At 58.2% G+C, this 21444-nt stretch carries 22 protein-coding genes; 15 read left to right on the top strand and 7 right to left on the bottom strand.

All coding sequences use genetic code 11. The features are described from left to right. Positions 1 to 20 precede the first annotated feature (20 nt). The 3 genes from ACP154_RS06560 (at position 21) to ACP154_RS06550 (ending at position 1889) form a co-directional block, all read left to right on the top strand. Positions 21 to 956, top strand: a complete 936-nt coding sequence (locus ACP154_RS06560; RefSeq protein WP_421860672.1) for a rhodanese-related sulfurtransferase — start codon at positions 21 to 23, stop codon at positions 954 to 956. After that, positions 949 to 1590, top strand: coding sequence for a glutathione S-transferase (locus ACP154_RS06555; RefSeq protein ID WP_421860675.1), 642 nt, complete (start codon positions 949 to 951; stop codon positions 1588 to 1590). The genes ACP154_RS06560 and ACP154_RS06555 overlap by 8 nt, the downstream gene beginning before the upstream one ends. 74 nt (positions 1591 to 1664) lie before the next feature. After that, positions 1665 to 1889 carry a TIGR03643 family protein gene (locus ACP154_RS06550; RefSeq protein WP_107712215.1) on the top strand — a complete coding sequence of 75 codons (225 nt, stop codon included), beginning with the start codon at positions 1665 to 1667 and terminating at the stop codon, positions 1887 to 1889. Here ACP154_RS06550 and ACP154_RS06545 read toward each other — a convergent pair. After that, the gene (locus ACP154_RS06545) at positions 1879 to 3474 is read right to left on the bottom strand and encodes an ABC-F family ATP-binding cassette domain-containing protein (protein ID WP_107713638.1); all 1596 of its coding nucleotides are present in this window, start codon (positions 3472 to 3474) and stop codon (positions 1879 to 1881) included. The genes ACP154_RS06550 and ACP154_RS06545 overlap by 11 nt on opposite strands. A 179-nt stretch (positions 3475 to 3653) precedes the next feature. Here ACP154_RS06545 and ACP154_RS06540 point away from each other — a divergent pair, with 179 nt between their 5' ends. Continuing rightward, the gene (locus tag ACP154_RS06540) at positions 3654 to 3833 is read left to right on the top strand and encodes a hypothetical protein (RefSeq protein WP_421860679.1); all 180 of its coding nucleotides are present in this window, start codon (positions 3654 to 3656) and stop codon (positions 3831 to 3833) included. Between the two features lie 400 nt (positions 3834 to 4233). After that, the gene (locus tag ACP154_RS06535) at positions 4234 to 5166 is read left to right on the top strand and encodes a glutaminase (RefSeq protein WP_421860681.1); all 933 of its coding nucleotides are present in this window, start codon (positions 4234 to 4236) and stop codon (positions 5164 to 5166) included. A 60-nt stretch (positions 5167 to 5226) separates the two neighbouring features. On the opposite strand, the gene ACP154_RS06530 is transcribed toward ACP154_RS06535, so the two are convergent. Further along, positions 5227 to 6483, bottom strand: a complete 1257-nt coding sequence (locus tag ACP154_RS06530) for a glutathione S-transferase family protein (RefSeq protein WP_421860682.1) — start codon at positions 6481 to 6483, stop codon at positions 5227 to 5229. 155 nt (positions 6484 to 6638) lie between these two features. Here ACP154_RS06530 and ACP154_RS06525 point away from each other — a divergent pair, with 155 nt between their 5' ends. Next, positions 6639 to 6896 (top strand): hypothetical protein, encoded by a 258-nt coding sequence (locus ACP154_RS06525; protein WP_421860684.1) that lies wholly within the window; start codon positions 6639 to 6641, stop codon positions 6894 to 6896. A gap of 322 nt (positions 6897 to 7218) precedes the next feature. Next, positions 7219 to 8565: an MFS transporter gene (locus tag ACP154_RS06520; protein ID WP_421860686.1), complete on the top strand. Its 1347-nt coding sequence runs from the start codon at positions 7219 to 7221 to the stop codon at positions 8563 to 8565. A gap of 193 nt (positions 8566 to 8758) precedes the next feature. Here the strand turns inward: ACP154_RS06520 and ACP154_RS06515 are convergent, their stop codons facing one another. Beyond that, positions 8759 to 9544, bottom strand: coding sequence for an acetoacetate decarboxylase family protein (locus ACP154_RS06515; protein ID WP_421860689.1), 786 nt, complete (start codon positions 9542 to 9544; stop codon positions 8759 to 8761). A gap of 53 nt (positions 9545 to 9597) precedes the next feature. Here ACP154_RS06515 and ACP154_RS06510 point away from each other — a divergent pair, with 53 nt between their 5' ends. Then, a complete protein-coding gene (locus ACP154_RS06510) occupies positions 9598 to 10428 on the top strand; it encodes an SDR family NAD(P)-dependent oxidoreductase (protein ID WP_421860692.1) in 831 nt (276 codons plus the stop codon). Between the two features lie 10 nt (positions 10429 to 10438). Here the strand turns inward: ACP154_RS06510 and ACP154_RS06505 are convergent, their stop codons facing one another. Next, on the bottom strand, positions 10439 to 11095 hold the full coding sequence (locus tag ACP154_RS06505) for a TetR/AcrR family transcriptional regulator (protein WP_421860695.1): 657 nt from the start codon (positions 11093 to 11095) through the stop codon (positions 10439 to 10441). Between the two features lie 484 nt (positions 11096 to 11579). Between ACP154_RS06505 and ACP154_RS06500 the strand changes: the two genes are divergently transcribed. Continuing rightward, positions 11580 to 14162, top strand: a complete 2583-nt coding sequence (locus tag ACP154_RS06500; RefSeq protein ID WP_421860698.1) for a TonB-dependent receptor — start codon at positions 11580 to 11582, stop codon at positions 14160 to 14162. On the opposite strand, the gene ACP154_RS06495 is transcribed toward ACP154_RS06500, so the two are convergent. From ACP154_RS06495 to ACP154_RS06485, 3 genes are all read right to left on the bottom strand, one after another. Then, positions 14163 to 14783, bottom strand: coding sequence for a TetR/AcrR family transcriptional regulator (locus ACP154_RS06495; protein ID WP_421860701.1), 621 nt, complete (start codon positions 14781 to 14783; stop codon positions 14163 to 14165). Between the two features lie 65 nt (positions 14784 to 14848). Continuing rightward, positions 14849 to 15577 (bottom strand): Coq4 family protein, encoded by a 729-nt coding sequence (locus ACP154_RS06490; RefSeq protein WP_421860704.1) that lies wholly within the window; start codon positions 15575 to 15577, stop codon positions 14849 to 14851. Positions 15578 to 15596: 19 nt separating this feature from the next. Then, a complete protein-coding gene (locus tag ACP154_RS06485) occupies positions 15597 to 17030 on the bottom strand; it encodes an MFS transporter (protein ID WP_421860707.1) in 1434 nt (477 codons plus the stop codon). A 183-nt stretch (positions 17031 to 17213) separates the two neighbouring features. On the opposite strand from ACP154_RS06485, the gene ACP154_RS06480 reads away from it, so the two are divergent. From ACP154_RS06480 to ACP154_RS06455, 6 genes are all read left to right on the top strand, one after another. Continuing rightward, the gene (locus ACP154_RS06480; protein WP_421860709.1) at positions 17214 to 18302 is read left to right on the top strand and encodes a saccharopine dehydrogenase family protein; all 1089 of its coding nucleotides are present in this window, start codon (positions 17214 to 17216) and stop codon (positions 18300 to 18302) included. Positions 18303 to 18615: 313 nt separating this feature from the next. Further along, positions 18616 to 19845, top strand: coding sequence for a tyrosine-type recombinase/integrase (locus tag ACP154_RS06475; protein WP_421860712.1), 1230 nt, complete (start codon positions 18616 to 18618; stop codon positions 19843 to 19845). Between the two features lie 5 nt (positions 19846 to 19850). Then, positions 19851 to 20546 carry a hypothetical protein gene (locus ACP154_RS06470; RefSeq protein WP_421860714.1) on the top strand — a complete coding sequence of 232 codons (696 nt, stop codon included), beginning with the start codon at positions 19851 to 19853 and terminating at the stop codon, positions 20544 to 20546. 98 nt (positions 20547 to 20644) lie between these two features. Then, complete coding sequence (locus ACP154_RS06465; RefSeq protein ID WP_421860717.1) at positions 20645 to 20842, top strand: excisionase family DNA-binding protein; 198 nt, start codon at positions 20645 to 20647, stop codon at positions 20840 to 20842. A 74-nt stretch (positions 20843 to 20916) separates the two neighbouring features. Then, positions 20917 to 21108: a hypothetical protein gene (locus ACP154_RS06460; RefSeq protein WP_421860719.1), complete on the top strand. Its 192-nt coding sequence runs from the start codon at positions 20917 to 20919 to the stop codon at positions 21106 to 21108. Between the two features lie 4 nt (positions 21109 to 21112). After that, positions 21113 to 21412: a winged helix domain-containing protein gene (locus tag ACP154_RS06455; protein ID WP_421860722.1), complete on the top strand. Its 300-nt coding sequence runs from the start codon at positions 21113 to 21115 to the stop codon at positions 21410 to 21412. Positions 21413 to 21444: the final 32 nt, after the last annotated feature.

The following is a 21444-nucleotide window of genomic DNA, read 5'->3' as shown; positions in this document are numbered from 1 at the left end:
GGTTTTGGCATAAGGGCGTCATGACCCAGTTTCGCGTCGCCGCACTTTATAAATTCACGCCGCTTGTCGCCGACAAGGCGCTGCAGGACCGGCTTCTGACCGTCTGCCGTGAGCACGATGTCTACGGCACCTTGCTGATCGCCAGCGAGGGGATCAACGGCACCATCGCCGGATCACCTCAATCCATCGGGGCTGTTCTGAACGTAATCCGCTCCCTGCCCGGCTGCGCGGATATCGAACACAAGGACTCCTTTGCCGACGAGCAGCCTTTCCTGCGGATGAAGGTGCGGCTGAAAAAGGAAATCGTGACGCTGGGCGTGCCGGGCGTGGACCCTCAGAAAGCCGTCGGATCTTATGTGGCGCCCGAAGATTGGAACGATCTGATTTCAGCGCCGGACGTGGTCACTATTGATACGCGCAATGATTACGAAGTGCGCATCGGCCAGTTCAAGGGCGCGGTGAACCCTGAAACCACGAGTTTTCGCGAGTTTCCCGACTGGTTTCGGAAATTCCGCGAGACCCGGCCCAACGCCCGGATCGCCATGTATTGCACGGGCGGCATTCGCTGTGAGAAATCCACCGCCTTCGCCCTGACAGAAGGGCTCGACGAGGTCTATCACCTCAAGGGCGGCATCTTGAATTATCTCGAGACCGTGCCCGAGGAAGAGAGCCTGTGGGAGGGCGATTGCTTCGTCTTTGACCGCCGGGTCGCCGTGCGCCACGGGCTCGAGCTGGGTGATTACACCACCTGCCATGCTTGCCGCGAACCGCTGGGGCCGGAAGATCTCAAATCCCCGCACTTCATCGCCGGCGTCAGTTGCCCGCATTGCCATGAAGCCCGCAGCGAGGCACAGCGCCAGCGCTATGCCGAGCGCCAGCGCCAGGAAGCGCGCGCCGCCGCGCGGGGCGAACGCCATGTGGGCGCCGTGCTGGAGACTGACGCCCGCGATGACTGAGAGACACCCCGTTCTGTACTCCTTCCGGCGCTGCCCCTACGCCATGCGCGGGCGGATGGCGCTGGACGCCGCGAAGATCGAGGTCGAGCACCGCGAAATCCTGCTCAAGGACAAGCCTGCAGAAATGCTTGAGGCTTCACCCAAGGGCACAGTGCCGGTGGTCGTGCTGCCGGACGGCCAGGTGATCGAGGAAAGCCTTGATGTGATGCACTGGGCTCTGGCGCAAAACGACCCCGAACGCTGGTGGCCGGACGACGCCGCTCGGCGATCAGACATCCAGGCCCTGATCGCGCGCAATGACGGCGACTTCAAGCATCACCTTGATCGCTACAAATACGCCAATCGCTATGAGGGCGCGATCTCTGAAAACCATCGCGCCGCTGCAGCCCGGATTATCGATGCACTGGAAGCGCGGTTGAGCACATCGTCTCAGCTTTTGGGGGACGTGGCGTGTCTGGCCGATATCGCGATCTTCCCGTTCATCCGTCAATTCGCCAATACCGATCGGGATTGGTTTGACGCCCAGCCCTGGCCGAATCTGCAAGCCTGGCTGGCCGGGCATCTGGCGTCGGACCGCTTCGCCCGGATCATGACCAAGCACGCGCTGTTCGTTTCGGCCGCTGCGCAAGACTGAGGCGTGCCGCCCCCTCGTCAGCTCCGGCTCTCGCCCTAGCTCAACGTCCGTCACGCCAACAGGACAATTGAGCCATGACGCCCGAAGAGATCAGCGAAATCATCGCCCTGGCCTGGGCGGACGATGTCAGCTTTGAAGCGATCAAAACAGACACCGGGCTGAGCGAGCCCGAGGTCATCGCGATCATGCGCCAGTCGTTAAAGCCTTCAAGCTTCCGGCTTTGGCGCAAGCGCGTATCGGGGCGCGCCAGCAAGCACGCCCGGAGCAAAGCCGCGCGCGACGCCGCCCCTAGAGTTTGATCGTGCCGCGATCGGCCTGAAGGATCAGCTTACGGTAATCATTGAGATTCCCGTCATAGCGCGTCGCCTTGCCGTCATTCACCAGCCAGAGCTGATCAGCGGTGCCTTCTGCGAGATAGACATCGTGCGTGATCAGAATAACGGCGCCCTTGTAATCATTGAGCGCGTAGATCAGCGCTTCGCGGCTGTCGATATCGAGGTGTGAGGTCGGCTCGTCGAGGATCAGCACATGAGGCTTTTCCATCGCCATCAGCCCAAGCAGCAGGCGCACTTTCTCGCCGCCTGACAGCTTTTCGATCTTGGTGCCGACCTTCTCATGGGGAAAGCCCATGGCGGCCGCAGCGGCGCGTTGCTTGGATTCAGGCGAGCCCGCAGGCAAGGCGTCCTGCACATGCTGCAGCACCGTCTCGCCCGGACGCAATTCATCCATCTGATCTTGCGAAAAATAGCCAATGCGCAAGGCGCGCGGGGCGGTGCGGTCGCCCGACATCAGCGGCAGACGCTCGGCGATGGATTTCACCAACGTTGTCTTGCCCTGACCATTGGCGCCAACAATGGCGATACGGTCTTCAGGATCCAGCCGCAGATCGACGCCCTTGAGGATCACCGCCTCTTCGCCATACCCCACCGCAGCGTCTCGCAACTGAAGCAAGGGCGGAGACAGCGTGTCGGCGGAGCTGGGGAAAGAGAAGGGCGTGGTGCGTTCGGCGATCGGAATGCTGATCTCCTGCATCTTCTCAAGCCGTTTGACGCGAGACTGCGCCTGGCTGGCCTTGGAGGCCTTGGCGCCGAACCGGTCAATGAAAGCCTGAAGGTGCGCGCGGTCGGCCTCTTGCTTGGCGCGCTGGCTTTCCAAGAGTGCGGTCTTGGCGGCGCGCAGTTTCAGCCAGGCGTCATACCCGCCCGGCGAGACCGAAAGCTGTTGATGCTCCAGCGCCATCGTGTGGGTGACACAGCGATTGAGCATTTCACGGTCGTGGCTGACGATCAGAACCGTGTGCGGGTATTTCTTCAGATAGCTCTCAAGCCAGGCCGCACCTTCCAGATCGAGATAGTTGGTCGGCTCATCGAGCAGAAGCAGATCAGGTTCCGAGAACAAGACCCCGGCAATGGCGGCGCGCATGCGCCAGCCGCCTGAAAACTCCTTCGTCGCGCGGTAGAGATCGGCATCGCTGAAACCCAGCCCCATCAGGACTTCCGCCGCGCGTGATTCCGCTGACCAGGCGTCGATATCCGCCAGCCGCATATGGATGTCACCAATGCGGTCGGGATCGGTCGCAGTCTCCGCTTCCTGCATCAGGGCGTGACGTTCTTCATCAGTGGCCAGCACGACGTCGAGGATGGTGTCATCAGACGCCTCGACCTCCTGGGCAACCCAGCCCATGCGCGCGCCCTTCACGAGACGGATCGCGGAATCCGGCGACGGCTGGTCGATCTCCTCGCGGATCAGCTTGAGCAGGGTGGATTTGCCCGTACCGTTGCGGCCCACCAGCCCGACTTTCCAGCCGCTGGAGATTTGCGCCGAGGCGTTTTCAAACAGCGAGCGGGCGCCGATGCGGTAATCGAGATTTGAGATCGTAAGCATGGAGGGCGGTGTAACCCTCACAGCGCGCGGCGCAATGAAAAGCCGCTGTGCGGTGCAGCATGTCGGCGCCAGGGCGCCCTGCGCGCAACGTCACAAAACCGTCTTAAACTCTGGACTTCGCTAAAAATGTATATACATTGCATAGCCGTTGCATAGCAGATGCGAGATCGGATTGCGCGATGGCGGACGAGAAGAAGGCGAAAAAGAAAAAAGACAGCCAGCTAGTCATTCGCCTGAACAAGGACCAGCGCGATCAATTCGTACAGCTTTGCGATGACCTGGACACCAGCGCCGCCCGGGAATTGCGCCTCTACATCAAGGGCTTCATCGCCCGCCACACATCTGAAGAGCGCGGCTGACCCCAAAAGATGCGCCTCACTGAACAAGGAGACCCGACATGGCGTCGAAGAAAGTCAAAGAGCTGAAAAAAGAGATCAAAACGCGCAAGGCGAAGATCGAAAACCAGGAAGCCAAGCTGAAAAAAGCAAAAAAAGCGCTCAAGAAAGCCGCTTAACGCTCAAGCCATGAGCTGACTGAAAGCCCGCCGGTTTCCGGCGGGCTTTTTTTATTCAGACGCCGCGCATAAGAGCCATATGCCCCCGTCTCATGGGACAAAATGTGGTCGTGTCGAACACAAATCGCCGTGTCCGGTGTGAAACGAAGCGCGCTGACGGGAAGACCTTACACGGGTTTTATTCGCTTACGCCCTGTGATCGACTACCGTCATCAACGACACACCCCTGACAAAGATGGTCTTTCATGGCGAAAGCAAACCTCGAGCTTGCATCCATTCTTGAAGATTGCGCGAGCGAAGCCCGACAGCAGATCGGCCAGGGGCGCGTCGCTGATTACATCCCGGCCCTGGCCCGGATCGATCCCAATCAGTTCGGAATGGCGGTATGCGGCGTTGACGGGACGGAATGGTCCACCGGAGACAGCGACACTCCGTTTTCGATCCAGAGCATCTCCAAGGTGTTCACGCTGGCGCTCGCGCTGCAGTCCCCCGGCGCGGCGGGGGTTTGGGACCGGGTCGGACGAGAGCCATCCGGCACGGCGTTCAACTCACTCTTTCAGCTGGAAGCCGAACAAGGCTTGCCGCGCAATCCTTTCATCAATGCCGGGGCGATTGTCATCACCGATGTGATCACCACCCATTTCGTCAGCCCCGTATTGCAGATCTTGGGACTGATCCGCAAATATGCAAACTGCGAGCAGATCTATATCGATGAAGAAGTGGCCCGCTCCGAAGCGGATAGCGGGCACCGCAATGCCGCGATCGCGCATCTCCTGAAAAGCCAGGGCAATCTGGAAGCGAGCGTCGAGGATGTCTTGGCGGCCTATTATCGCCAATGCTCCGTCGCCATGACCTGCAGAGACGTTGCACGCGCCTTCCTGCCTCTGGCGGCCGGCGGTCAGCATCCGGTGACGGGTGAAACCCTGATGCCCGCCCTGCGGGCCAAACGCATCAATTCCCTGCTTTTGACCTGCGGGCTTTATGACGGGGTCGGAAACTTTGCGTTCCGGGTCGGCATTCCCGCCAAATCAGGCGTCGGCGGCGGAATCGCAGCGGTCATCCCCGGCCAGTATGCGATTTGCGTCTGGTCGCCCGAGCTGGATGAGCTGGGCAATTCCCTCGCCGGAACCCGCGCGCTCGAAGTGTTTGCGAACGAAACCAATCTGTCGGTGTTCTGACGGAGAACCCGCGATGCAAGTCGTCCTTGCGGCGCGCGCCCGCCGATCGGCGAGTAGAGCCTAAACGTGGATCGCTGCCAGTTCCGCAATGTCAGCAGAAGACTGGCGGGCCAGCATCAGCGCGGTCTCCACCTCTCGCAAGGACTGGTGGCTGGTTTCCGACTGCACGTCCCGCAAGGTCAATTCCAGACGATGGTTCTGCGCCACAATCTCTCTGGGCGGCACGAAGTCGCGTAAGGGCAATAGACCGATGGTCTTCAGCAGGCGATACAGTTCAGCATTCTCGACCCCGTGCGCCGGGCGCGCCTGATCACCCAGACGCGAGAGCCAGTACGCATCGCGCGGTGACCAGATTGCATGCGCTGCGGATTTTCGGCGCGATGAGCGACCGCCAGAACCGCCGAGCGTAATCTGGTCGGGCAGAGCACGCAGGCCGGGATTGGCTTCCGCCCAGTCAGACACGGCAGACGCGCTGTTGAGGGCGCGGGGCACGAATTCCTGGGCCACTTGACGCATGAACTGCATGAAGGCGGACGGGCTCGAGCTGACTTTGCGATGATCCCCTTGGGTCAAGCCGTCAATCGCGCTGAGCCGCATGCGCCAGGCGTCGAGACGCGTATGATCCTTGAGCAAATCGTCCCCGGCGCGTGTCTGCGCCAGCACTTGCAGAGCGCCCGCCAGACTGAACTCCGCCATTGCGGGACGGTCTCCGAAGAGAAACGGGCTATCGCCCAGCGCTGCATCCAGGCGCGTGAGGGTCTCATCCAGTCGAGACACAATCTGTGCCTGAGCGGCTTTGTTCAGACCCAGTTTTGCAAAATGCTTGCGCACCTGGGCCGCAACGAGCCGCGCCCGACGATCAGCCTGCCCCGATGTGCTGTCTGCTTCCAAAAGTTGCGTCAGGCGCGTCTCTGCCTCCTCACGCTCGCAGACCCAGAAGATGTATTCCGCCTGCTGGGACAATTCAGAATCCGCCCACGCTTCCAGCAAATCGCTGGCGAAGCGTTGCGCGGGCGTGCTTGGCAACAAGGTCTGGGCGGCATGCTCGCGGCCCAACGTGTCCAGCAGAGCGCGCGTATCGGTGAAGGCGGTCTGATCAGAGCCCAGGATTGCAGGCGTCGCAACAGTCTTCAGACGGGGTTTGATATAGGCCTGCACCACGCTCATAGTCGCCGGCTTTTCGGTCATCGGCAGGTTCGCCCAGCGAAGACACAGGCGCGCCTTGATCGTGGCGGCGGAAAACGGCGTTCCAATCAGCGTATATGTCAAAGCCATGTCATAAACCTTCCAGTCGGGACTGGAGAGATAACGACTCATACGCCGATCCGTTCCGTTGACCGGAGGCGCCCCACCGTCAGACCCGGCCTGAAAAAGGCATGGGCCCCGAGCTGCGCATGACGGGTTCTTTATTGAGACTGCAGCAGGATTGGCGCTCTTGCCTTCACTCAGGGGATTAGGATAACGCTAGGATCATGGATAATCCCCAAGATCTGGAAACCCGGTTCACTGAGGTTTTTCAACCCATATTCATCTGGGGTGTGGGCGCCTTTGAGCTGATCTTGATCCTATACACGCTGTACATGGAACTCGTGACCGGTACTGGCCCTTCTTTGCTGACGACCGTCTTACCCCTGAGTGTGGTCATTGCGGTCGTGTGGGCTGTGTTGGCTGCACTGATCTCACTGATCATTGTCGGCATCAAAAGACGCACCAGCCGCACGAACCACTAAGCGTGACCGTGCGCATCCGCACATCGCTTGGGATCCAGCCAGAGCCTTTGCATTTGTAAAACGCCTCAAGCGCCATCCCACACGGACAGAGCCGAGCGCCCTCAGAAGCCGACGCAGCTGACAACGCTCCCTAAATCACCCGGCTCAGTGTCACGGCTGAACCAAGCCTCCTTGCCATTCAGCACGCCGCCAGGGAATGGCTCGAGTGAGTTAGATTACAAATGCTTCGCTGATCATAACCGGCGAAAAACGACTATCGACACCCCATCATTATGCGTTTACATAAAAACTCTATTTTCAGCAATTTAGCCCATGTGCGCGGATGCCCTTGAAAATCAGCACGACTTCAACTGCCTTGCTCCTATACGCACTGCCGCAGTTTTTCATCGCAATGGCGACATTGGCGCTCCTGAACTTCACGCCAGCGTTCTATGCCGGTGAAGTTGGGCTGGGCATGCTCATGATCTCAGCGCTTATTCTTGTCAGCCGGGCCTCAGACGTCATCACTGACCCGCTGGTTGGAGCCTTATCTGATAGAACGCGGTCACGGTTTGGTCGCAGGAAAATCTGGATCGCCCTTGGCGCGCCCGTGTTTCTGGCAAGCATGTGGATGCTGTTTCACCCCTCTGAGACTGCTGGCGGCGCCTATTTTCTGGTCTGGTTCGTTCTCGTCTTTTTCGGATTGACGCTGGTGCAATTGCCTTATGTGTCGTGGGGCGCTGAACTATCAAGAGACTACAATGTTCGCACCAAGATCGTTTCCGCCCGGGAAGTCATGGGGGGTGTGGGTAGTATTGCGGCTATCATGATCACTGTCTGGCTCGCCCTGGGAGAAGAGACCCGACTTGGGCCAGCACTACACATCATCAGCATAGCACTTCTGATCACAACACCGATCTTGCTGGCGCTGACCTTTTTACTACCGCAAACTCTCAGCGGCACAATTCCTGAGCCATCCCGTCACGAAGGCAGCGTTTTCCGGAACAGGCACTTTCGATGGTATATGCTTGTCGTTTTTCTAATCTACATAGGCATAACGCCCGGCGGAGCCATGAACTACTTCTTGTTCGGGAACGTTTATAATCGCCCTGAACTATACAGTATCAATCTGCTGGCGTGTTGGGGTGTTTCACTACTCGGCCTGGCGTTCTGGACACGACTCGCAACACGCATACCCAAACACAAGGCGCTCGCACTCGCGCTGATCTGGTCGCTATTGCTGACGGCCATGGTGCCGCTTGCAGGGTGGATTCTGGGCGCCTGGGGAGCGCTCGCGGCGTCCTGCATGAGCGCGTTCTCCCTGGGCGCCATTTTGGCGTTGCCCTATTCCGTTTTCGCGGACGTGATCGATCTTGACGCCTTGAAGACTGGCGAGGCTCGCACAGGGCGTTTCATGGCTGTCGGCGGAATTGTCTTAAAACTGGCTTTGACGGTGGGCACCGCCTTGTCCTTTGCTCTGCCTGGGCTTTTTGGATTTGAGCCGACACAAGACAATGACGCCACCGCTCTGCTTGCTGTTGCAGGCACATTCAGCTGGTTACCCGCCGTTTTCTACTTGCCAGCGGCGCTTCTGATCTGGAAATGGCCGCTTGGCCCTGAAGAAGTTGCCGCCAACCGGCGTGCGCTAGACGCTCAACACGCTTCCAGGCCTGAGACCGGACACCTTTAACGCAGACCTCGGATCTCCTTGGCGATCAGTCCAGCCCTGAAAATCCAGCCGCGTGCTGTCTTGCGCCAAGGTGAGGCTGACGGGCCCGCCATCGCCGACTGGCCCAGTCCGCCATCTCCGAAAGGTTCAATTTTGTTTCTAAGGGTCGGAGTCCGATTGTCCGCTCAGGCCGCGCCCGACATGGACATCCCCATCAAAGCACTCGCGCTTTCTCGCCATGCAGGATTGCCCGTGCATCCAGAATAACCGCCGGTCGTGAGTATTCACGGATGGGCATTGCCGCAAGCGCTCCGATTATATGCGCTTGCGTCGGATTCTTGTGCAGGGGCGGAACCGACCAGGAGAGGCTAGGCTCGCCGACCTCGACACGGGAAATTTCAAAACTTTGAGGAAAGAGTATCGCTTGTGCGCTCTCCGCCCCGGTCAAGCCTGTCTTCGGGATATAGCGGTATCCGAACCAATCCATCGTCGAAAAGCCGTCGCGAATGAGCGCCTCTTCCTCTGACGATGCGGTTCGAACGCCGGAGACAGCCAATTCGACATGGGTATGCCCTGCGTAATGAGACCAGCTGCGTGCGGTCGCATCAGGATAACGGCGAATACTCTCCACCTCGCCAAAAATTTTCGGAATTCCGGTTTGCTCGCGCCCGGGAATAATGGGCGTGGCCTTGTTCTCCCAAACCACGAGACTGTACCAGCCCACAATGTTCCCATGTCGTGCAGAGACGTTGACCGCAACGATATTATACGGCTCACCGCCCATCCACCGCACGCCGCGGTTCTCCATCATGGAGACCATGATTTCTGGCTCATTGAGCTCAAACCCTTCGGGCAGAAGCGACGCAAGCGCATCAGGATCCGAAGAGTAGAAGACCGTCAGAGCGGTCGTGTCATCATAGATCGTCGGCTGACCATCCGGAACTTGCCCCCCAAAATGCGCGGGCATCAGGTAAGCGTGATTGTCGTCGACAGTGGCCATTGTCTCCCCGCTTCACTATAAATTATGTAATTACATAATTGGGAGAAAGTCTCGTGTCGTCAACGTCTCAAATGTCGGGCCTGCTTACGGGCCGCACCGCAATCGTCACCGGCGCCGCCAAAGGGATCGGTCTCGCCATCGCACGCGCCTTTCATGCCGCTGGCGCAAATGTGCTGCTCGCCGACAAGGATATCGGAGCGCAAACGACCGCGGATGAATTGGGCGAACGCGCCGCCTTCCAACACTGTGATGTCAGCATTGAGAGTCAGGTGTCAGCGCTGACGAACGCCGCTCTGGATCACTTCGGACAACTCGACGTCATGGTGAACAATGCCGGCATCGGGTCGGACTATGATGATCCAACCCAGATCGAGGAGGCGGCCATGGACCGCCTTCATGCCGTCAATCAGAAAGGCGTCATGTTCGGAATCAAACATGCAGCCCTGGCCATGTCCAAGTCAGGCGGTTCGATCATCAACATGGCGTCGATCGCAGCCCTGTCAGGGGGCACGTCCGGCTTCATTTACAGCGGAACCAAGGGCGCTGTCACAGCCCTGACACGTTCTGCCGCGCTGCATCTGGGTGATCGCAATATTCGCGTCAATGCGCTGGCCCCCGGCATCGTCCTGACGCCCATCTATGAAGAGAGCTACCCGGTGGGCGTTGCCAGAAAAGTGCTTGAGCATCAGGCATCCACCCAGCAGCCCATCAGGCATCTGGGCCAGCCCGAGGACATCTGCGGGCCGTCATTGTTCCTGGCTTCTGACTTGTCAGCGTTTGTAACAGGTCAGGTGATCGCCGTTGACGGCGGTTACTCGACATCTCACCGGGGGGCGTTAGAGGCGGGCTTCGCCAAGCTGCAGGACGTCATGTCGAACCTTTAACGTGCTGGCGTCAGGGCTTTCCCGCATGTGTCATGAACAACGCCACAACAGCATCGACATGACGTTTTATCCCCTCATCCGTACGCGGATCCTGCCCGGTCAGAAGCTCAGCCTCGCCCGGCACAAGGAATTTGTACTGAGCCGCTCCCACCATCATGTAGCGCAGCGCATGAGGGTCCATGCCTGGAAACCAGCCTTGCGCCTGCAAAGTCCGGACCGCATCGATAAAGGCGTCTGCATCCTCACGCATGAACCGTTCGGCCGCCCAGCGTAGTCTTTCCGTCGGGAACTGAGCTTCGTGTGTGAGGATGCGCGCTTCTTCGGGAAAGCGCGCGACATGTTCGGCATAGGCTCGCAGCCAGCGCTCAACGCCTGCGCGATCGACGTTCCCGTCCTGAACCGCAGAGGGCGGCATATGCGCAATTCGGTCATCACGCGCTCGCTGAACCGCTTCGCGCCAGAGCGTTTCCTTATCCCCGAAATAGAACCGGATCAGGCCTTGGGTCACGCCAGCGGCTTCAGCAATGATTTTCCAAGTCGACCCTTCAAATCCACGCGACGCAAACGAACGGATCGCAGCATTCAATATCCATTCGCGGCGATGAAGCCGGTCTTTCGCAGCCGGTTTGTTGCGCCCGGCATGGGTCGATTCAGATGTGTCGGTCATAGGTCTGTTCTAGTCCCCTGCAGCAAAACTGCAAGCGGTCCGAAGTCTTGCTTCTGACACGTCAAAGCACTGTCCGAAAAGAGAAACCCATAGGAAAATTGGCCCATGCAGGCCCCTTCAAAAGGGGAATACGACAGGGCTCACGCAATGTGGCGCGGTCCCTTTCAACCCAGATGCGGAGCACCGCCTTCTGGGCGCATCTCATACCGGCCAGACATCAGCGCATCTGCTGATTGAGCAAGAGAAGCGGCAAGCGCCCTCGCCGTGACAGCACAGTAGCGCCCAATGCCGGGAGATAGCTGCTCCCATAAAAGCCTGCGGCTAGAGGTTCGCACCCCGCCAATGCATTTCAGTTCCAAACTCAAAAGACGATTTCAGGCGTGAAACCCGGCTTGTCACTTCCAATTCAGAGAAATACGTTTTATGCGTTTACATAAAAGAACGCGTTCTGAAAATACGGAGCGACACAGGGGAGACTATTCAAATGCATCGATCACTCTTCATCACGTCAGCCTTGGCAGCTCTGATACTGCCTCACGAAGCGACCGCTCAACAGACAGATCCTGCGACAGCAGCCTCGGATGTTATCGTCGTGACAGCGACGAAACGGGAGCAAACCCTACAAGAGGTTCCTGTCGCAGTGTCGGTGGTCGATGCCGAAACAATCGAGCGAAACCAGATCCGGGATCTGCTGGACCTTCAGACAGCTGTCCCGTCCCTGCGGGTGGACCAGCTACAAAGCTCAGCAAACACCAACTTCATCATCCGCGGGTTTGGTAATGGCGCGAACAATGCCGGCATCGAACCCAGCGTTGGTGTCTTTATTGACGGGGTTTACAGATCTCGCTCGGCAGCCCAGATCAGCGACCTGCCCAACATTTCACGCGTCGAGGTGCTGCGCGGGCCTCAGTCCACGCTGTTCGGCAAGAACGCGTCGGCCGGTATCATCTCTCTGATCACGGCCGAGCCTGCCTTTGTTTTTGGCGGCAATCTCGATTTGTCCTACGGCAATTATGACGCCGTGGTTTTACGCGGCGATGTGACCGGCCCTGTCAGCGAAAACCTTGCCCTCAGCCTGGCCGCGGGCATGAATTCGCGTGACGGCTACATAGAAGACATCGGAACGGGAGACGACACCAACGGTCGCGATCGCTGGTATGCGCGCGGACAAGCGTTATGGCTGGCGCGAGAAGATCTCACCTTCCGCCTGATTGCCGATTACGATCAAATCGATGAAATCTGCTGCGAAGCCACGAATGTGATTAACGGCCCCACCGGCGCCGTCATCACGGCCTTGGGAGGGACGGTCGTCCCGGAGGCCCCTTTTGGGTACGTCGTTGCGAACAATTTCAGCTCAACCAACCTGATTGAGAATTACGGTGTGTCGCTGCAAGCCGATTGGGACATCTCTGACAACCTGACGCTGACATCGATCACGGCCTATCGCGAGGTGCACTCCGAAGCGAACCAGGATTCCGATTTCACCAGCGCCGACCTGCTCAGTTCCAACGCCACCCAGGGCGAAATCAAAACCTTCACTCAAGAGCTTCGCCTGGCCACCAGCTTTGATGGGCCGCTCAACGGCCTTATCGGAGCGTTTTTCTTCACCGAAGACATCGAGGGCGGCAATCAACTCACTTATGGCAACGATTTCAGGGCCTATGCCGACTTCCTGTCTGGCGGCGGCATCGCGCAGGTTGAGCAGCAAATTCTGGGCATCCCGGTTGGAACTTTTCAACAATCTGGCCAAGGCATGTTCACACAGAGCACGCTCGAGAACGAGGCCTTCACGATGTTCGGCCAGCTGGATTTTGATGTTTCAGAACGGCTGACGCTCACGGCCGGCGTCAGCTACACCGAGGACGAAAAGGACTTCGCGCTGAACGTCAATTCCACTGACGGCTTTTCCGCTCTGGACCTTGTGGCGATCGGAAGCCAGGTCGTAGGTCAGACGGTTTTCAGTCAACAACTCGCAACGCTCTTTGGCATTGACCCTACAGACCCCACGCAGGTCGCCTTTGTCGCCAACACCTTCCCGACACAGTTTGCAAGCGTGCAAGCAGGATCCTTCCAGTTTGGCGCAGACAATGCCACAAACCCAGCGATCAACCCCTTACTGGCGTTGCAGCCGCTTCAATTCCTGCCGCCTTTCCTGAACGTCCCGAATGCAGTGGAGGATGGACGCACCTCTGACAGAGACATCACCTATACTCTGCGGGCCAGCTATGATCTGAGCGAGAATGTCAATCTCTATGCGAGCTATGCGACAGGCTTCAAGGCGTCCTCGATCAATCTCGGAATCGACTCCCGGCCATCTCCGGACGACTTCGTGCCCGGCTCGCCGGTCACCAATCCGCCGCCATCACCGATCCGCGATACAGGGCTGGCTCTGCCAAACCTGACGACCGGTTCTCGCTTCGCCGGTCCGGAAGAAGCCACGGTCTACGAGATCGGCTTAAAAGCCCAGTTTGACCGCCTCGCCTTCAATTTGACCGTGTTCGACCAGGTCATTGACGGCTTCCAGAGCAACATCTTTAACGGCACGGGCTTCGAGCTCAGAAATTCAGGACGGCAAAGTACGTTTGGCGTTGAATTCGACACCAGCATTCAACTGACCGACACCTTCGCCTTGAATGCGGCCGTTACCTATCTCGACCCTGAGTTTGACCGCTTCGTCCGCTCGGGACTCTTTGATGGGAACGGCAACGAAATCGATCTTTCCGGAACGACACCGCCCGGAATTCCGGCCTGGGCGTTTGTGATTGGAGGCAGTTATGTGCATGAGCTGGCGCATGCTCAGCGGCTTGTCGCCAGCGCGTCATACGCCTGGGAGGATGAGGTTGATATCGCCCTCAACACACCAGGGCTCACGCGTGAAGTCGAAGCCCTGAACGCCACCGTCACCTGGGAATTGAATGAAGCCCTGTCCCTGAGTGCTTGGGGCCGCAACCTAACCGGCGACGAATACCTGATTTCAGCCTTCCCAGCTGTCGCTCAGGCAGGCAGCTTTAGTGGCTATCCGAGCCAGCCGAAAACATACGGCGTCCAGCTGCGCTACCGCTTCTGATCATGACGGCCTGTCGTGGACACGGGGCATGCACAAGCCTCGCAGCATCGTGTCCACGACATCAAAGACGATCGCTTTGCTCGGCTCGAGGTCCATTCCTGACAGATTGACAGGCAAGCTGACGGACCCATGCACGGCCGACCAGAGCATCTGTGCTGTGTGGCGCGTATCGAGTTCTCCCCTCAACGCGCCACACTGGCCCGCGTCGTCGAGCAACCGCTCGAGCAGCGCGAGATAAGGCGCTGATCTCTGAGCTTCGCTTCGATCAATTTTCAGGGTCTGAAGAAAGGCTTCCTGGAAGACTTCGGGCTCTTCCAAAGCAAACCGGGCATAGCCGAGCAATGCGCATCTGAGGCGTTCGACCGGATCGTCCAGGCTTGAAATCTCATCAATAACAGTCTGGAAGCGTGACTGAATGGCTTCCTGCCATATGGAATCGAGCAGAGCGGTACGGTTGGCGTAATGCCCGTAGAGCCAGGACGCTCCCGCTCCGAGCTTCGCGGCCACCGCGCGCATCGTCACCGCCTCGAGCCCCCCTTCCCGGTAAAGCGCAAGAGCGGCGTCTGCGATCCTGGCGCGCGTTCGTGCGCGCGCTTCTTGTGACATCTTGGGCCTGGCCATGCTGTGGCTTTACTTCATGGCTTAAAGGCTGTCACGGCTTGTGCGCGCTGGCTCGCCTTCTGGCCCTACGCCGCCAGACCGAAGCGGTCGCAATCCAGGCCGAACTCCCGGCGCAGGTCCGCTAAAGGCTCATCCAGTCGGGTTTCCCATTTTTCAAACTGGATGTTCCGCGCCCGCTTCCCATAGCTCCAGCCATCGGTGATGGCTGTCATCATTGTGTCAATCAACTCAGGTTCGATCATCGCAACACGCGTCGTAATAACGCTCATCCACATGGCAAAGTACGGGAAGCGAAACTGAGCCAAACAGAAGGCTTGCAGAGCAATTTCGCCCTCACCTGTCGCTTCGTATCCTGTGAGGACATGCAAAACATCGTGGAGCTGAAATCCTCGAATGACTTGATATTGCATGTTTTCCGGCATGGTTCTGAGTTTGCCGGTCAACTTCATCATGTCATGCAACATTTTGTAGTTTCTAGCGATATTCTCCTCAAGGCCATTATTGGAGATGAAGTCGTGAAACCCTCTGCCAAGCGTGCCCGGCTTGAAAGACTTCAAGGTTTCCATGCTCACTTTTGGAGCTAGGAATTCATCATTGTAGAACGCCTTCTGAGCTTCGCTTTCATCAAAATCCCGCGCATATTCGGCAATGACGGACTCTGGAGCCTGACTCCACCAGTCATTGAAGAGTTGATGCACGCCATAATCAGACGGATCATTGAAACACCGTAGCAACTTTTCGCCGAATACATCGTTGATCGGCAGATCAGACGTCTTGCGTTTGCGCAGAAACATGGGTTCATCTCCAGCAGGCTTAAGGATTGATGGGTTCAGCTTGAGAGGGCGAATGGCGGGCTCTTGAAGCCAGCGCGGCCAGAATGTCCGCATGTCGCGACCGATTAAGATCGTAGCGAACCAGAAACAGGAGCGGCAGCAGGTAAAGCGCCGGGATCAGATAGCCGATGACGCCGCCAAGCCTGATCAGGCTGTCTGCGTCCACACTCGACGGCCGGGTTTCCGGGGCTAGGCCAATGAAATGATCCAGCAAGAAGCCCGCGATGAGTATGCCCAGACCCGATATCGCCTTGTTCGAGAACGACACCGCAGCTGAAAACATGCCTTCCTGACGTCGGCCGGTCGCCAGAGCTTGCTCATCGACGGTATCAGCGGTCATGGAGACGAACATCGTCCCGGTGATGACAATGAGAAAGGCTCGAAACGCCTCATTCGCCACCAGTATTGGCAGCAGCCAGGGATCCCCATTCGGAGGCAGGATCTCAAGAAATCGGAGTGTGACCAGGACAACCGCATCAGCAATGCTGATCAGCATCGTCCCGACCAGCAGCGTTCGTTTTTCGAAACGCCGGTTCAGCCAGGGGATAATCACGATCGCGGCCAAAGCGCCCAGAGCAGCCAGCGCATACCATTGCAAATCCGCTGGCGTGAGACCCCAAAAATAAGTCGACAGATAGATCCGTAGCGCCTCAACCGTTCCGGTGAGTGCGGCCGTAAACAGAAGGCCCACGAATAGAAGTCGAAAATTTGCGGTGTGCAGGCTCAGGCGAAGATCAGCCAAAACCCGGCTTAAACTCATTACCGACCCCTGAACGGGTTGAAGCAAATAGGGAATGTCGCGCTGCGTCAGCACTGTTGATATCAGTGCGAACGCCGCCACTGTCAGGGCCAGCACGCAGGCAAACAACGCATAATTACCCGGATCCAGCTGCCCTTCAGGGTATTCGGGGCTCGACTGGAACAACAAGCCCCAGGACAGGGCCGTAAAAGCGGCAACGCCGATAATGCCGAACGCCCATCGATAGGTTACGAGTTCGGATCGCTCAACATAGTCATCGGTCAGTTCGACAAAGAGCGCTGACCAGGGCACTTGAAACAAGGTCATGGCCAAACGGGACGTGACGGCGAAGCACAGCAGCCACAATCCCAACTGAGACTGGCTAAGACCCTCCGGGGGCGAGAACAAGGCCCACAGGGTAAGCGCGAGCGGCAAGACTGACGCATACATCAACGGATGACGACGCCCAAGGCGGGTGCGAAGCCCGTCAGAGAGAGATCCGGCAACCGGATCGCTGATCGCGTCGACGACCACACTGGCGAGTAGGGCAAGCGAAGCCATGCTCGCCGGCAGACCCAGTATCTGATTGTAATACAGTAGCAAAAAGGTGTTGAAGGCGAAGGTCTTCAAGGCTTCTGGCAAGGCGCCCAAGCCTTGAAACAGCTTGACGCTCATCGGAAGCGGCCCCGACCTGACCCGTTCGCGGACGTAATTGTGTCCCGGCTGAGTTGCGTTTTGAGGCGGCATTTCAGGTTCTGCATCCGACATCAAAAAACGCTATTTTATTTATAGAACGCGTTCAAGTAATTTGTATGCTGTGTGTCTTGGAGCGGCTCGCACACCTGAGGGGGAACGAAAGTGACCAAGACATGGATGATTTACGGAGCCAATGGCTATTCCGGAGAACTCATTGCGCGAGAGGCGAAACGCCGCGGCATGTCCCCCGTTCTGGCCGGGAGAAACGCCGATGCGGTTTCCGCGCTGGCCGGTGAGCTCGATCTGGAGTGGACGAGCTTTGATTTATCCAGTGTCGACGCCATAAGCCGCAGTATCGCGGGCTATGATCTCATCCTTCACTGCGCAGGCCCCTTCTCTGCGACGGCGCGCCCCATGCTGAGCGCCTGCCTTGTCAGCCAGGTTTCCTATCTCGACATCACCGGTGAGATCCCGGTCTTCGAATACGCAAAATCGCTGAATGATGACGCCCGGCGCGCCAATATCGTAATCTGTCCGGGCGTGGGATTTGACGTCATTCCAACCGATTGCCTCGCTTTACGGCTCAAACTTGAACTGCCAGACGCGACCGAGCTGACGCTTGGCTTTGATGCCGATGGCGGACTGTCGCCCGGTACAGCCAAAACAGCTCTGGAGAGCATCGCCAAGGGCTTGTGGGTGCGGCGCGACGGACAATTGCTCAGGACGGGCTTGAATTCAGTACGACGAGAGATCGATTTCGGTCGGGGCAAGCGCCCGGCCATGGCGATTTCTTGGGGCGATGTTTCAACAGCCCATCACACAACGGGAATTGCGAACATCACTACGTATGCCTCACAGACCGAAGAGATGCGGAAAGCGGTGTTCTGGCTCGGCCTGCTGGCGCCCTTGCTGAAGATCGGCCCCATACTGCGCTTCCTGCAACGTCGTATAGAATCGACTGTCGTCGGTCCGGATAGACAAGCGCGCGACCAGAACACCACCTATCTCTGGGGGGAAGTCTCAAATCCACATAGCGACCGTGTGACTGCGCGGATGACCACCGAAGATTCCTACACCCTGACGGGCGCCGGCTCATTGGCTGTGGTCGATCATCTGCTCACGACATCAGAGCAGCAGACAGGCTATTACACACCGGCCACATTGATGGGATATGAGCTCGTCGAGAGACTTCCAAACTCCAGCCCCATGCAAGTGAAGCGTCACTTCCTACCCGCCCGTGATGACGTCTGAGATTACTGGCGGGAACAGTGTGACGGCATCAATGCACCGTGAGACTTGTCAGGTGTCGGTCAGCAACCCTGAGCGGCTGTCTGCAGCAAGTATCAGCGATGAGCTCTTCCACGAGCCCAGCCATGACGACACATTAGACACTTGAGACAATCCTGGCGGAGAGAGAGTCCGTTAAACTCTCATCCCTGCATTTTCCGCCACGTATAAAAAGACCAAGCAAACAAAGGCATTTCCGCTCTTTCATGTCTCGACACACCCCAGCGCGTACCACATAATCCCAGTAATTTGTTGGGGCAGTTATTGGGGCAGGGCGTTGGCCGGAAGCCGGACACTGAACAAGCTGAGCGCGCGTACGGTCGCCTCGCTGATGCGTGATGACGCTAAGCCCGGACGGCATGGCGACGGGGGCGGCCTTTACCTGAATGTTGGACCGGGCGGGGGGCGGCGCTGGGTATTCCTGTTCCGCTGGCGCGGCAAGCTGAGAGAGATGGGTCTGGGTTCCGCTCGCGCCATAACCCTCGCCAGAGCCCGTGAGAGGGCCGCAGAAGCGCGCGCGCATGTTGCCGAGGGGGTGAACCCCATCACCGCCAAAAAGGCTTCACAGGCCATTCCTGAGTTCGGAGAGTTCGCCAATGAGGTTATCGATAGCCTCGCGCCCCAGTGGCGAAACCCCAAGCACAAGGACCAATGGAAAAGCACGCTGGCCAATGATGCGGCGGCGCTGGGACGCCTGCCCGTTGATAAAGTCGAGACTGAAGACGTTCTGGGCGTTCTGAAGCCGATCTGGTCCAGCAAGCCGGAAACCGCCTCACGGGTCCGGGGGCGGATTGAAAAGGTGCTCGATGCCGCGAAGGCAAAAGGCTTTCGTGAGGGTGAGAACCCGGCCCGCTGGAAAGGGCATTTGGCGAACCTTTTACCCGCACGACAAAAGCTCACACGCGGGCATCATGCCGCCATGCCCTATGCAGAGCTTCCTGAGTTTTCAGACGCCCTAAAAGGGCGTGAAGGTGTATCGGCGCGCGCCCTTGAATTCCTCATCCTCACTGCCGCCCGGTCTGGCGAGGTGCGCGGGGCTTGCTGGCCCGAAATCGACCTTGAAGGCAAGATTTGGACAGTCCCAGCCGAGCGCATGAAGGCGGGCAAAGCTCATCGCGTGCCGCTGAGCGATGCCGCCCTTGCCCTTATCGAGAGCTTGCGCCCCTTGAGCGGCGGAGCCCCCAGCGCAATCATTTTCCCCGGCTATCGCGGCAAGCCGCTGTCTGACATGTCCCTCACGGCGGTCTTAAGGCGCATGGACATTCCTGCTGAGAAGGCCAGCGTGCATGGCTTCCGGTCCAGCTTCAGGGACTGGGCGGGCGAGGCAACGGCCTTCCCGCGTGAAGTGGCGGAAGCGGCGCTTGCGCATGCCGTAGGTGATGCCGTCGAACGCGCATATCGGCGCGGGGATGCTCTGGAAAAGCGGCGGAGACTGATGGAGGCTTGGAGTCAATATTTAAGCCTAGCACCTCTTAGCGCAGTTTCAGTGTACCCATTCGCACGGTGAGCCAAATGAGTGACAGCAACGACTATGACTTTGAAAATAACCCATATGTGCAGCACCTACGGAAAATCGAAGAACAGAGACGGATAGGTCTGGAACACATAGACCCGGTTGATGCCTACAACGTAGCAGACGCACCGCCCAAAGATGTTCATGAAAGTTACACCGCCGACTGGGAAATGCTCATGCGGGAGAATTGGCGCGATTACGCACAGGGCAACAAAGCGGCCATAGTGGTCTGCCTTTTAATGTGTGCGCGGTACGGGAAGCCAATACCCGCGCCGATAGCCGACGAGTTTGACAGATTGATGGAGCTACTGATTTCCGGAAAATCAAAAACTTGGGAAGATGTTTTTGGACCAGCACGCGAGCCGTCAAAGAGGAAAACAGATATACGCAGTGAGAGGCGGCTTAAATGGGACTTTTATTACGCGTCTCAAGCCCTAAGGTTCGGGTGTACTGCCCAAGAGTATGCCCGATGGGAAGGGTCGCATGAAAGGTTTTTCGAGAACGCGCCACCCCCTGAAACTGACCTAGCCAAATCTGTAGATGATGAGTTTTTTGAGCTGTTGGGCGAAGAATTCCATATGAGCGCTGGGCGTGCGCGAAAGCTGTACTATCAGCTCCTAGACTATCATCGTTTTGGAGGCAGGGTCCACGGACCCAGATTCCCGAACGGGTTAGATCAATGTTTTGGTCTGTAAAACACCGAACATAGCTATTATACGTTCTTCAGATTTTTCGGAAAATACATCACTCGGCGAGTTTGCAAGGCTACTGCCATCAGAAGCCATGGAGACTCATGTTGACCCTTGAAACACCTGCCGCAGCCTTTTCAGTGCTGAAAGCCGCTGAGTATCTCGGCGTCTCGCGTTCGCAAGTTTACCGCCTGCTCGCGGAAGGTTCGCTCGATAGCCTTAAAATCGGAACGCGCCGCTTGATCCGCCGCGATGCGCTCGACGCCTTGATTGAGCGGTCCGGCGAGCCGCGCACCCCCTGAACAAAAAGCCCCAGCGCTGGGTGCGACCAGCGCTAGGGCACGTTCTGACCCCACATAGCCATAGGACTAGAACAATGCGTTATGTACGCAATCGCGCCCCTGTGCGCAATCATCACGACCTGCCCCTGTTCCGCTTTGCAGCCCGTCAGGATGACCGGCGCAGGCTAAGCCATGCAGAGCATTTCATGCGCACCCGCATGCCGTTTAGCCCCCCTGCCACTCTGAAGCTCTATGCCGAGCTTGCTGGCTTTAATGTGGAGGGATGAGGCGATGCGTGAATCTATCTCTGTCAGCTTCCCCACCGAGCCCAAGCGCCCCACCATCATCGTATCCGGGCGCAATGCTTGGGCGCTCTTGTCGCTCGACAAGGCCGGAGCTAAAGGGCTGACGCCCTTGACCACACCGGCGCCGCGCTGGTCGGCTTATGTGCACAATCTGCGGCGTATGGGGTTCAATATCGAAACCATCTCCGAACGCCACGGGCCGCCCTTCCCAGGAACCCATGCCCGCTATGTGCTGCGAGAGATAATCACAGTGCGCGCGCTGGCCCCGGAAGGAGGTGGCGCATAGGCGACAATCGGGGCGGGCTTCGGTCCGCCCCA

Source organism: Oceanicaulis sp. (assembly GCF_965249665.1).
Classification (GTDB): Bacteria; Pseudomonadota; Alphaproteobacteria; order Caulobacterales; family Maricaulaceae; genus Oceanicaulis.
Note: the sequence above shows the minus strand (reverse complement) of the source record. Positions and strands in the feature narration are given on the sequence as shown.

Excerpts from the sequence above, each read along its gene's own strand:
- ACP154_RS06560 (WP_421860672.1), top strand. The coding sequence starts at position 21 with ATGACCCAGTTTCGCGTCGCCGCACTTTATAAATTCACGCCGCTTGTC.
- ACP154_RS06555 (WP_421860675.1), top strand. The coding sequence starts at position 949 with ATGACTGAGAGACACCCCGTTCTGTACTCCTTCCGGCGCTGCCCCTAC.
- ACP154_RS06550 (WP_107712215.1), top strand. The coding sequence starts at position 1,665 with ATGACGCCCGAAGAGATCAGCGAAATCATCGCCCTGGCCTGGGCGGAC.
- ACP154_RS06545 (WP_107713638.1), bottom strand. The coding sequence starts at position 3,474 with ATGCTTACGATCTCAAATCTCGATTACCGCATCGGCGCCCGCTCGCTG.
- ACP154_RS06540 (WP_421860679.1), top strand. The coding sequence starts at position 3,654 with ATGGCGGACGAGAAGAAGGCGAAAAAGAAAAAAGACAGCCAGCTAGTC.
- ACP154_RS06535 (WP_421860681.1), top strand. The coding sequence starts at position 4,234 with ATGGCGAAAGCAAACCTCGAGCTTGCATCCATTCTTGAAGATTGCGCG.
- ACP154_RS06530 (WP_421860682.1), bottom strand. The coding sequence starts at position 6,483 with ATGAGTCGTTATCTCTCCAGTCCCGACTGGAAGGTTTATGACATGGCT.
- ACP154_RS06525 (WP_421860684.1), top strand. The coding sequence starts at position 6,639 with ATGGATAATCCCCAAGATCTGGAAACCCGGTTCACTGAGGTTTTTCAA.
- ACP154_RS06520 (WP_421860686.1), top strand. The coding sequence starts at position 7,219 with ATGCCCTTGAAAATCAGCACGACTTCAACTGCCTTGCTCCTATACGCA.
- ACP154_RS06515 (WP_421860689.1), bottom strand. The coding sequence starts at position 9,544 with ATGGCCACTGTCGACGACAATCACGCTTACCTGATGCCCGCGCATTTT.
- ACP154_RS06505 (WP_421860695.1), bottom strand. The coding sequence starts at position 11,095 with ATGACCGACACATCTGAATCGACCCATGCCGGGCGCAACAAACCGGCT.
- ACP154_RS06500 (WP_421860698.1), top strand. The coding sequence starts at position 11,580 with ATGCATCGATCACTCTTCATCACGTCAGCCTTGGCAGCTCTGATACTG.
- ACP154_RS06495 (WP_421860701.1), bottom strand. The coding sequence starts at position 14,783 with ATGGCCAGGCCCAAGATGTCACAAGAAGCGCGCGCACGAACGCGCGCC.
- ACP154_RS06490 (WP_421860704.1), bottom strand. The coding sequence starts at position 15,577 with ATGTTTCTGCGCAAACGCAAGACGTCTGATCTGCCGATCAACGATGTA.
- ACP154_RS06485 (WP_421860707.1), bottom strand. The coding sequence starts at position 17,030 with ATGAGCGTCAAGCTGTTTCAAGGCTTGGGCGCCTTGCCAGAAGCCTTG.
- ACP154_RS06470 (WP_421860714.1), top strand. The coding sequence starts at position 19,851 with ATGAGTGACAGCAACGACTATGACTTTGAAAATAACCCATATGTGCAG.
- ACP154_RS06465 (WP_421860717.1), top strand. The coding sequence starts at position 20,645 with ATGTTGACCCTTGAAACACCTGCCGCAGCCTTTTCAGTGCTGAAAGCC.
- ACP154_RS06460 (WP_421860719.1), top strand. The coding sequence starts at position 20,917 with ATGCGTTATGTACGCAATCGCGCCCCTGTGCGCAATCATCACGACCTG.
- ACP154_RS06455 (WP_421860722.1), top strand. The coding sequence starts at position 21,113 with ATGCGTGAATCTATCTCTGTCAGCTTCCCCACCGAGCCCAAGCGCCCC.